General features: G+C 60.3%; 13 protein-coding genes. 2 read left to right on the top strand and 11 right to left on the bottom strand.

The window, feature by feature from the left end:
• The 9 genes from ccmI to ccmA all read right to left on the bottom strand — a co-directional run.
• A partial coding sequence (ccmI, locus tag BZ163_RS01130) for a c-type cytochrome biogenesis protein CcmI (protein WP_128869464.1) occupies positions 1-895 on the bottom strand: 895 nt, incomplete at its 3' end.
• Positions 888-1,361, bottom strand: a complete 474-nt coding sequence (locus tag BZ163_RS01135) for a cytochrome c-type biogenesis protein (protein ID WP_128869465.1) — start codon at positions 1,359-1,361, stop codon at positions 888-890. The genes BZ163_RS01135 and ccmI, both read right to left, overlap by 8 nt.
• Positions 1,358-1,894: a DsbE family thiol:disulfide interchange protein gene (locus BZ163_RS01140; protein WP_128869466.1), complete on the bottom strand. Its 537-nt coding sequence runs from the start codon at positions 1,892-1,894 to the stop codon at positions 1,358-1,360. Before BZ163_RS01140 ends, BZ163_RS01135 begins: the two co-directional genes overlap by 4 nt.
• Positions 1,891-3,879, bottom strand: a complete 1,989-nt coding sequence (locus BZ163_RS01145; protein ID WP_128869467.1) for a heme lyase CcmF/NrfE family subunit — start codon at positions 3,877-3,879, stop codon at positions 1,891-1,893. Before BZ163_RS01145 ends, BZ163_RS01140 begins: the two co-directional genes overlap by 4 nt.
• A gap of 1 nt (position 3,880) precedes the next feature.
• A complete protein-coding gene (ccmE, locus tag BZ163_RS01150) occupies positions 3,881-4,336 on the bottom strand; it encodes a cytochrome c maturation protein CcmE (protein ID WP_128869468.1) in 456 nt (151 codons plus the stop codon).
• A complete protein-coding gene (ccmD, locus tag BZ163_RS01155; RefSeq protein ID WP_128869469.1) occupies positions 4,333-4,509 on the bottom strand; it encodes a heme exporter protein CcmD in 177 nt (58 codons plus the stop codon). The genes ccmE and ccmD overlap by 4 nt, the downstream gene beginning before the upstream one ends.
• Positions 4,506-5,261 carry a heme ABC transporter permease gene (locus BZ163_RS01160; RefSeq protein ID WP_128869470.1) on the bottom strand — a complete coding sequence of 252 codons (756 nt, stop codon included), beginning with the start codon at positions 5,259-5,261 and terminating at the stop codon, positions 4,506-4,508. Before BZ163_RS01160 ends, ccmD begins: the two co-directional genes overlap by 4 nt.
• Positions 5,262-5,355: 94 nt before the next feature.
• A complete protein-coding gene (gene ccmB / locus BZ163_RS01165; protein ID WP_093225052.1) occupies positions 5,356-6,024 on the bottom strand; it encodes a heme exporter protein CcmB in 669 nt (222 codons plus the stop codon).
• Entirely contained in the window at positions 6,021-6,656 is a 636-nt protein-coding gene (ccmA, locus tag BZ163_RS01170; RefSeq protein ID WP_128869471.1) for a cytochrome c biogenesis heme-transporting ATPase CcmA, read from the bottom strand. Before ccmA ends, ccmB begins: the two co-directional genes overlap by 4 nt.
• A gap of 198 nt (positions 6,657-6,854) precedes the next feature.
• Between ccmA and BZ163_RS01175 the strand changes: the two genes are divergently transcribed.
• The gene (locus tag BZ163_RS01175; RefSeq protein WP_128869472.1) at positions 6,855-8,426 is read left to right on the top strand and encodes a flagellar hook-length control protein FliK; all 1,572 of its coding nucleotides are present in this window, start codon (positions 6,855-6,857) and stop codon (positions 8,424-8,426) included.
• A complete protein-coding gene (locus BZ163_RS01180) occupies positions 8,423-8,752 on the top strand; it encodes an EscU/YscU/HrcU family type III secretion system export apparatus switch protein (RefSeq protein WP_128869473.1) in 330 nt (109 codons plus the stop codon). The genes BZ163_RS01175 and BZ163_RS01180 overlap by 4 nt, the downstream gene beginning before the upstream one ends.
• Positions 8,753-8,797: 45 nt before the next feature.
• Here BZ163_RS01180 and BZ163_RS01185 read toward each other — a convergent pair whose 3' ends face one another.
• Positions 8,798-9,817 carry a DUF6396 domain-containing protein gene (locus BZ163_RS01185; RefSeq protein WP_256578901.1) on the bottom strand — a complete coding sequence of 340 codons (1,020 nt, stop codon included), beginning with the start codon at positions 9,815-9,817 and terminating at the stop codon, positions 8,798-8,800.
• A gap of 150 nt (positions 9,818-9,967) precedes the next feature.
• The coding region (locus BZ163_RS01190; RefSeq protein ID WP_143510988.1) for a phospholipase D-like domain-containing protein at positions 9,968-10,164 on the bottom strand (197 nt) is incomplete at its 5' end.

A 10,164-nucleotide genomic window follows, 5' to 3' on the forward strand; every position in this document is an offset into this window, starting at 1 on the left:
CGGGTGAAAGATCCACACGGACCTTGAGCACCGCGGCGACCTTGGCCGCCGGCGCCTGGGCCACCTTGCCGCCGCTGGCGACGAGTTTTTCGCTGGCCCGCGCAATCCCGCCTTGCAGCGCGGCACGGGAATTGTCCTCCGGCGGCAATTGCGCCAGCAGGCGATTCCAATAGTCGATGGCGTCCTGATAACGCTCGCTTTCGAACGCGGCGATACCGAGCAGGCCGAGGCTGGTGACCTCCTTCGGATCGGCCTTGAGCGCTTCGTCGGTCAAGGCCTGGACCTTGTCCGACCACTTCTTGCCGTCGGCGAAGTCTGGGCCTGCCCACTGACCGAGCAGCTCCGGCTGACGCCCGGCCAGGCTGACCGTGCGTTCGAAGATCTTCGCCGCGTCGCCAGGACGCTCCTGAGCCATGTAGGTGCGACCGAGGAAGTACAGGCCTTCAGCCGAATCCGGCTGCGCCTCGACCGCGCGCTCCAGGCGACGGGTCATCTCTTCCATCGACTGTGGCGCCTGGGCGAATTCGCGGGTCAGCTCGACCTTGTCGCTGGCCCCGAAATGCAGGTACAGGCCAAGGCCCAGCACCGGCACCAGAATTGCCGCCAGCAAGGGCCACGGTTTGCCCAGGCGCGACACGCGCGGCGCCTCGACGCCTTCGGTGTCCGCCAGCAACTCACGCGCCGCTTCGGCGCGGCCGGTGTCCATTTGCACGGCGTCGAGAACGCCCTCTTCCTGCTGGGTTTGCAGTTCGGCCACGCGTTCCTGATAGAGCGCGACGTTGAGGGCGGTACGATCCTCTTCCAGCTGGGCGCGTCGGCCACGCAGAACGGGGATCAGCAGAAAACTCAGGGCAACCAGTAGCAGCAGACCTGCAGCGAGCCAGAAATCAATCATTCTTGGTTTTATCCAACAGGTGGTCGAGGCGCTCACGCTCCTCGGCAGAGAGCTCATCCTTGGTCGCAGCGCGTTGCACGCGACGACGGCGGACGATCACGGCAATAATCACGAAACCGCCCAGCAGCAGGCCGGCGGGGCCGAACCAGAGCACGGCGGTCTTGGCGTTCAGCGCGGGTTTGTAGCGGACGAAATCACCGTAGCGGTCGACCATGAAATCGATGATCTGCTGGTTGTCCTTGCCCTCGCCGAGCATGCGGAAAATCTCTTTGCGCAGGTCGGCGGCAATCGGTGCGTTGGAATCGGCGATGTCCTGATTCTGGCACTTGGGGCAGCGCAGTTCTTTGGTCAACTCGCGAAAACGCTCGCGATCGCCTTCCTTGGCGAACTCATAAGTGTCGATGGCCGCGTGCGCCACGCCGGCCATGCTCAAGCCCAATACCACAGCGGCTATCCAGCGCTTCATGGCTTGGCCTCATCCACCAGCGCCTGATACTTGGCCGCCAGTTTTTCGCGCCAGACCTGCTCGTCGATCACCCCGACGAACTTGTCGCGGATGATGCCCTTGGCGTCGATGAAGAACGTTTCCGGGGCACCGTACACGCCGAGGTTCAGGCCCAGCGTGCCCGCATCGTCGCGGATGTCCAGCTGGTACGGGTTGTGGAATTCCTCCAGCCACTTCAAGGCATCGACGTTGATGTCCTTGTAGTTGATGCCGTAGATCAGCACGCCCTTCTCGGCCAGCTTGTTCAGCACCGGGTGCTCGACCCGGCAGGAAATGCACCAGGTGCCCCAGACGTTGACCAGCGCCGGTTTGCCGAGGAGGTCGGCCCGGGTCAGGATCTTGTCGCCCTGCACCGCAGGCAGGGAGAACTCCGGGAACGGCTTGTTGATCATCGCCGAGGGCAGCTCGGCCGGGTTCAGGTACAGGCCGCGGTACAGGAACACGGCAACCACCAGGAAAATCGCCAGGGGCAACAGCATCAGCCAACGTCTCATGCCGTCGCTCCCGTCATGCCCAGTGCTTCACGCACGCGGCTTTTCACCTTGACCCGATAACGCCGATCCAGCGCCGCCAGCAACCCACCGAGACCGGTGAGCAGGCCGCCGAACCAGATCCAGCGCACGAACGGCTTGACGTGCACGCGCACGGCCCAGGCGCCATCGCCCAGCGGTTCACCGAGGGCAACGTAGAGATCGCGGGTGAAACCGGCGTCGATCCCGGCTTCGGTCATCACCGAATTCTGCACGGTGTACAACCGTTTTTCCGGGTGCAGCACGCTGATTTCCTTGCCATCGCGGATCACCCGAACGGTGCCCTTGTCAGAGGTGAAGTTCGGGCCTTCGTAGTGCTTGGCGCCTTCGAACACGAATTGGTAACCGCCCAGGTCCATGGATTCGCCCGGCGCCAGGCGCAGGTCGCGCTCGGCACTGTTCTGGCTCGACAGCACGACACCCAGGGCGCACACGGCAATGCCGAGGTGCGCGATCTGCATGCCCCAATAGCTGCGGGTCAGGGTCGGCAGGCCTTTGATCAGGCCCTTGTGGCGAGTCTTGTCGACGATGTCGCGAGCACCGGCCAGCAACACCCAGGCCGCGAGCATGAAGGTCGCGATCACCGCCCAGTTGAAATCACCGTAAGCGACGCCGGCCACCACCGCCAACGCGGCGCTGCCGAGCAACACCGGGGTCAACATGCCCACCAGCCATTTGACCGGGGTGTCTTTCCAGCGCACCAGCATGCCGACCGCCATCACCATCATCAGCAACGCCATCAATGGAATGAACAACGCGTTGAAGTACGGCGGGCCGACCGACAGCTTGGCGCCGGTCATTGAGTCGAGGATCAGCGGGTACAAGGTGCCGAGCAGAATCATCGAAGCCGCCACCACCAGCACCAGGTTGTTGCCCAGCAGCAGGGTCTCCCGGGACCAGAGGTTGAAGCCGACGTGACTCTTGACCACCGGTGCACGCAGGGCGAACAGCGTCAGCGACCCGCCGACCACAAACAACAGGAAGATCAGGATGAACACGCCACGCTCGGGGTCGGACGCGAAGGCGTGCACCGACGTCAGCACACCGGAACGGACGAGGAAGGTCCCGAGCAGGCTCAACGAGAACGCGGCGATGGCCAGCAGCACGGTCCAGCTCTTGAACACGCCACGCTTTTCCGTGACCGCCAACGAGTGAATCAGCGCCGTACCGACCAGCCAAGGCATGAAGGAGGCGTTTTCCACCGGGTCCCAGAACCACCAGCCGCCCCAGCCGAGCTCGTAATAGGCCCACCAGGAGCCCAGCGTGATGCCGATGCCGAGGAAGGCCCAGGCGACGATGGTCCACGGACGGGACCAACGCGCCCACGCCGCATCGAGACGACCGCCGAGCAACGCGGCGATGGCAAAGGCGAAGGCCACGGAGAAACCGACATAACCCATGTACAGCATCGGCGGGTGAACGATCAGGCCGATGTCCTGCAGCAAGGGGTTGAGGTCATGACCGTCCGTGGGAATCTGCGGCAGGATCCGTTCGAACGGGTTGGACGTCAGGATCAGGAACAGCAGGAAACCGATGCTGATCATGCCCATGATCGCCAGCACCCGCGCCAGCATTACTTGCGGCAATTGTCGCGAGAATACCGACACGGCGAAGGTCCAGCCGCCGAGGATCATCGCCCACAGCAGCAACGAGCCTTCGTGAGCGCCCCACACCGCGCTGAATTTGTAGTACCAGGGCAAGGCGCTGTTGGAGTTGTTGGCGACGTAAGCCACGGAGAAGTCGTCGACCATGAACGCATACGTCAGGCAACCGAAGGCGAACAGCAGAAACGCGAATTGCCCCCAGGCCGCCGGCTGGGCGAGGCTCATCCACAAGCGGTCGCCGCGCCAGGCACCCAGCAATGGCACCACGGCCTGGACCAGCGCGAAACACAGCGCCAGGATCATTGCCAGGTGGCCCAGTTCGGGAATAAAGATGCCAGAAGTCATATCAACCCTCCTTCGCGGGTGTAGGGGCGGATTGACCACTGTCTTTCAAGGCCTTGGTCACTTCCGGCGGCATGTACTTTTCATCGTGTTTGGCCAGCACTTCATCCGCCACCACGACGCCATCGGCGTTGATTTTGCCCAGGGCGACGATGCCCTGCCCTTCACGGAACAGGTCCGGCAGGATGCCACGGTAGCTGATGGTCACGGATTTGTTGAAATCGGTGACGATGAATTTCACATCCAGTGAATCGCCGGAACGCGTCAGCGACCCCGCCTCGACCATGCCGCCGGCGCGGATGCGCGTGTCTTGCGGGGCTTCGCCGTTGGCGATCTGGGTCGGCGTGTAAAACAGGTTGATGTTCTGTTGCAGGGCGCTCAGGGCCAGGCCGACGGCGGCGCCGACGCCGACCAGGATCGTGAGAATGATGATGAGACGCTTTTTACGCAGGGGATTCACTTGCCGTTCTCCCGGCGCAAACGACGCGCCTCTTGTTGCAGATACCGCTTGCGGGCCAGGACCGGCGCCGCCACGTTGAGGACCAGGACCGCCAGGCAGATGCCATAGGCCGACCAGACATACAGGCCGTGATGGCCCATGGCGAAAAAGTCGCCGATTGAAGCAAAACTCATCGAGCGGCCTCCAGGCTGTTCTGCACTTCGGCCTTGACCCAGCTGGCGCGGGCTTCGCGCTTGAGCACTTCAAGGCGCATGCGCAGCAACAGCACGGCGCCGAAGAAACAGTAGAAACCCAACACCGTCAGCAGCAGTGGCAGCCACATCTCTGCAGGCATCGCCGGTTTTTCGGTGAGGGTGAAGGTCGCGCCCTGGTGCAGGGTGTTCCACCACTCCACCGAGTACTTGATGATCGGGATATTGATCACGCCGACGATCGCCAGCACCGCGCAGGCCTTGGCCGCGCTGTCACGATTGCTGATCGCGTTGCCCAGCGCAATGAGACCGAAGTACAGAAACAGCAGGATCAGCATGGACGTTAGTCGCGCATCCCAGACCCACCACGAACCCCAGGTCGGTTTACCCCAGATCGCGCCGGTGACCAGCGCCACGGCGGTCATCCAGGCACCGACGGGGGCCGCGCATTGCAGGGCGACGTCGGCCAGTTTCATCTTCCAGACCAGCCCGACGATGCCGCACACGGCCAGCATCACGTAGATGGACTGCGCGAGCATGGCGGCCGGGACGTGGATATAGATGATGCGAAAGCTATTGCCTTGCTGGTAGTCCGGCGGCGCGAAGGCCAACCCCCATACTACGCCAACGCCGATCAGCAGCAACGCCGCGACGCCAAGCCACGGCAGCAGTTTGCCGCTGATGCCGTAAAACCATTTGGGTGAGCCGAGCTTATGAAACCAGGTCCAATTCATTGCTGTTTCCATCACGGTTGCCACTCGTTGTCACGAGTTGGCCAGGGTCTGCTTTTTTAAGCAAAAATGGTTAAAAAATAACCAGACCTCATTATTATTCGCCGACGCTGATCTTCAGGCCAGCAGCTATTGCAAAAGGTGTCAGGGTTATCGCCAGGGCGGTCAGGCTGCCAAGCCACAGGAGATAACCGGTCGCCGGCATGCCCTGCAAGGCCGCCTGCAAGGCGCCACTGCCCAGGATCAACACCGGGATGTACAACGGCAGGATCAGCAACGCCAGCAGCAGGCCGCCTCGCTTCAACCCCACCGTCAACGCCGCGCCTACCGCACCGAGCAGGCTCAGCACCGGTGTACCCAGCAATAACGAAAGCAGCAACACCGGCAGACAGGCGGCAGGCAAACCGAGCATCAATGCCAGCAGTGGTGCCAGCAAAACCAGTGCCAGGCCAGAGAAGGCCCAGTGTGCCAGTACCTTGGCCAATACCAGAAGAGGCAGGGGGTGCGACGAAAGGACCCACTGCTCGAGGGAACCGTCCTCGAAATCACTGCGAAAAAGCCCGTCCAGCGAGAGCAAAACCGATAAAAGGGCGGCTACCCAGACCAGTCCCGGAGACAAGGTTTGCAACAATTGAGACTCGGGCCCGACCGCCAACGGGAACAGGGAAACGACGATCGCGAAGAATACGAGCGGATTGGCCAGTTCCGCGGGACGGCGGAACAGCAAACGGGCCTCACGGGCGACCAACAGGCCGAAAACACTCATACGGCCCAATTCCCCAGATCGATGTCGCGATAACCCGCCGGCATCCGGCTCAGGGTGTGATGCGTGGTCAGCACCACCATGCCACCGCGCTCGCAATGGGCGGCCAGGTGTTCCTCGAGCTGCGCCACGCCTTGTTTATCGAGCGCGGTAAAGGGCTCATCGAGGATCCACAGTGCCGGGCTGTCCAGGTACAACCGCGCCAATGCCACGCGGCGCTGCTGGCCGGCAGACAGGGTATGGCAGGGAACATCCTCGAAACCGCGCAGACCGACAGCGGCCAGCGCTTGCCAGATCGCCTCATGGGAGGCCGGTCGGTGCAAGGCGCAGAGCCAGCTCAGGTTTTCTTCCGGGGTCAGCAGGTCCTTGATCCCGGCGGCATGGCCGATCCACAGCAGGTTGTGCGCCAGTTCACTGCGTTGCTCGTTCAGCGGCTGGCCGTTGAGCAGCACTTGACCGGCGGTCGGCTGCATCAGGCCGCACAACAAACGCAGCAGGCTGGTCTTGCCGCTGCCGTTAGGGCCACTGATTTGCACCATTTCGCCACTGGCCAGTCTCAATTCGAGATTTTCGAAAAGCAGCCGGAGGTCTCGCTCACAGGCAAGGGCAACGGTTTGCAGGACAGGACTGGTCAAGAGATCACGGGCCTTTACGGTTCAAGTCGGCAGCGGTGCGGCCGCTAAAGAGATGCAGGATAAATGCTTTGGCGGCTCGGTCTAAGGCGCCAGATCAAGAATTTGCAAATGATTTCAGCGCCCCGGATACAACGGGGCCGCATTATACATGCCATGCCCTACTCTCAAGAGGGCAATTTCCTCAGGTTGTGACCGCATATGACAGGCGAAATGAACATCCTCCCGCTACCGCCAACCGCGCCTGCGCCGCCACGTGCGCAGGCGGTCAGCGGCGAGCTGCTCAAGTTGCTGACGCCGATGGAGGGTTTGATCAGCACCGGTCAGAGCGCCAAGGCCGAAGTGCTGTCGCTCAAGCAGGCGGAACAGACTTTTCAACTGCTGCTGAAGGTCACCCTCGACAGCGGCCGCCAGACCACGGTCCAGGCCACCAGTGTCCAGCCGCTGCTCCAGGGCACCCGCCTGGCGATCACCCAGCCATCGGCAGGCAATCTGGCGGTCACCGTGCAACAGGCCGTCGCGTCCAGCGTCGCCACCCTTACCCGCATCGACACCGCGCAACTGCCGGCTGGCACCCTGCTGCAAGGCAAAGTGCAGACCTCGCAAGCGCTGCCCCAGGTGCCGGGCCAGCCAACGGTCTTTCGCTCGATGGTGAGCCTGCTCAATACGGCGTTGAGCGGCAGCACTCTAAGCATCGACAGCCCGCAGCCGCTGCGCATCGGCACCTTGTTGAGCGCCCGGGTGCAGGACGCCCAGACCTTGCAGTTCGTGCCGTTGAGCAGCCGCCAGGAACAACTGGCCGTGACCCAGCAACTGGTCAGCCAGCAGAGTCGCCAGGGTTCGCTCGACGGGCTGTTGAAAATCCTGCAAAACCTGCCCGCGGATCAAACCTCCAGTGATGTGCGCGCGGCCGTGGACAAGCTGCTCGCCGGCCTGCCGGACGTTCACCAACTCAGTACGCCCAAGGGCCTGGCCCAGGCACTGGCCAGCAGCGGGCTGTTCCTCGAAGCGAAGCTGCTCGGCGGGCAGAACCCGACGCTGGCACCGGACATGAAGGGCGACCTGCTCAAGCTGATCGCACAATTGACCCCGGGATTGCCGGCCAACACCAACCTGAATGCGCTCATTGCCGCCAATACCCTGGCCCAGGCCATGCCGGGGTTCGTGCGCAGCGCCCTCGGCATGCTGGGGCAGGTCAGCGCCAAACCGTCGCCGACCAGCTTCCCCCTGCCCGAACGCCTGCTGCAAAGCGCAGACGGCGAGGACGATCTCGAGCACCTGCTGCGCTTGGCGGCTGCAGCGGTTTCACGCTTGCAAAGCCATCAGCTGTCGAGCCTGGAACAGACCGGCATGACCAGTGACGGACGCCTGATGAGCACCTGGCAACTGGAAATCCCGATGCGCAACATGCAGGACATCGTGCCGTTGCAGGTCAAGTTCCAGCGCGAAGACGCTCCCGAACAGCAGCAGGCAAAGGAACGTCAAGAAGAACGCCCGCCCAAACAACACCTCTGGCGCGTCGAACTGGCGTTCGACATGGAGCCGCTGGGGCCGTTGCAGGTGCAGGCGCAGTTAATCAGTGGCAGCCTCTCCAGCCAGCTATGGGCCGAGCGGCCGTATACCGCGAGCCTGATCGAAAGCAATCTGGCTGCACTGCGCCAACGCCTGCTGGATTCAGGCCTGAACGTCGGCGACATCGATTGCCACCTCGGCACACCGCCGCAAGGCGCCCAAACCCGTCTCGAACAACGCTGGGTCGACGAAACCGCATGAAAACCCCTGACACCCCGCGCCAGGCCATCGCCCTCAAGTACGACGGCAGCCACGCCCCCACCCTCACGGCCAAGGGCGACGACGCACTGGCCGAAGCCATTCTGAAAATTGCCCGCGATTATGAAGTGCCGATCTACGAGAACGCCGAACTGGTGAAGCTGCTGGCGCGGATGGAATTGGGGGAAAGTATTCCAGAGGAGTTGTATCGCACGATTGCCGAGATTATTGCGTTTGCGTGGAATCTCAAGGGGAAATTCCCTGAGGGGCAGGATCCGGATGGGCCGATGGTCGAGAAGGACATCACCGATCGCGGGGATGATTATTAAGGTTTCGAAGACGCCATCGCGAGCATCTACACCCACTGGAATCACCTAAGCTTTTCCCGCAGATAGAGGCAAGCCAGTGGCAGGATCAAGCCCCTTCTCGGCGCTGAGTTTTTCGATCAGTTCAGGAGAGGGAATGACTGGAACAGCAGAGTCGCGTTCACGTTTCCATTGGAAAGTGCCATCCCATTCGGGGAGGACTGCTGGTGGAAGTGGGACGATATTATCGAGATCAGGAATTTTGGCTCCAAGGTGTTCGTGGCGAACCAAAAAATATGTAATTTTATTGTATCGATCGACGCGCTCCTTATCTTCCTCTAATGCAAGATAGTAAAGTTCATCAGAAGATGGAACACCCTGAAATGATTTCGATAAGCGGCCAGAGCTACTGCCATCGCCATTCCTAACTGCTGCTTGATAGCCTTGCAAGGACTCCTGATAACGCTCCAAATTTTTCAGATAATTGGCATACTTCCTTCCCGCGTCTCGATTACCCTGATCCATCGCACACTTGTACATCGCAAGCATTACATCGGCGGTATTGGGTACATAGGATAACAGTTCAGCAACATAGTATTGTGCGTCCGAACTCCCCAAATCTGCAGCTCTTCGAAAATAGGCTCTAGATGCAGCAACATCTTGTTTTACACCATAACCCAGCTCGAGATAATGCGCCATATCGTAGTATGCCCCTGGGACTCCTTTGTCAACGTAGTACTCAGCCAAATCGATAGTCTCTGTGCTCGCATCAGGGGAGCGTGCCTGTCCAGTAGACAGTAAAAATTGCAAATTGGTAGCTGCTTTAAAGTGATCGTGTGCAGCAGCTATACGGTAGTACCGTGCAATCTCATCATAGTTCTTCTTACCTTTAAGCTTCTCTAAGTAAAGGCTATACCGGTAGAGGATATCTGCATCCTCGCTCAGTAGAGGTAGTGAGCTGCCCTCATGAACGCAGTGAAATGCAAGTCTCGAATAGGCGAAGTCAATCTGTGAAGCATCAGGCATAGTTTCCTTCTTCTCTGAACAAGCCGAGATAAAAATTAATAAAATGAGATATATTTGTTTCATTTTAATCCAAGTTTTTTCTGGCCGGACTTTTTTGCATAAACTCAATTAGCGATGCAAGAGGAGATAGAAGTTTCTGTGCCATTTGTTTTTGCGACCCCTGTGTTTTTCTCACTTTATTCTCTTCAACAACATATCCCCATTCTCTATACACTACATCCATATCCCCAATTGCCCTCCCCCCGTATGCACCCCAAGCAAATGCTCCCGCAACGGCCGAGTAATCGCCGGATCCTCAATACAAATATTCAACTCACTGTCCACCTGCATACTGCGCGTATTAATGTTCGCCGACCCCAGCGTGGTAAAGACGTCGTCAACAATCATCAACTTGCTGTGCACATAGACAT

The organism is Pseudomonas sp. VI4.1, assembly GCF_002029345.1.
Lineage (GTDB): Bacteria > Pseudomonadota > Gammaproteobacteria > Pseudomonadales > Pseudomonadaceae > Aquipseudomonas.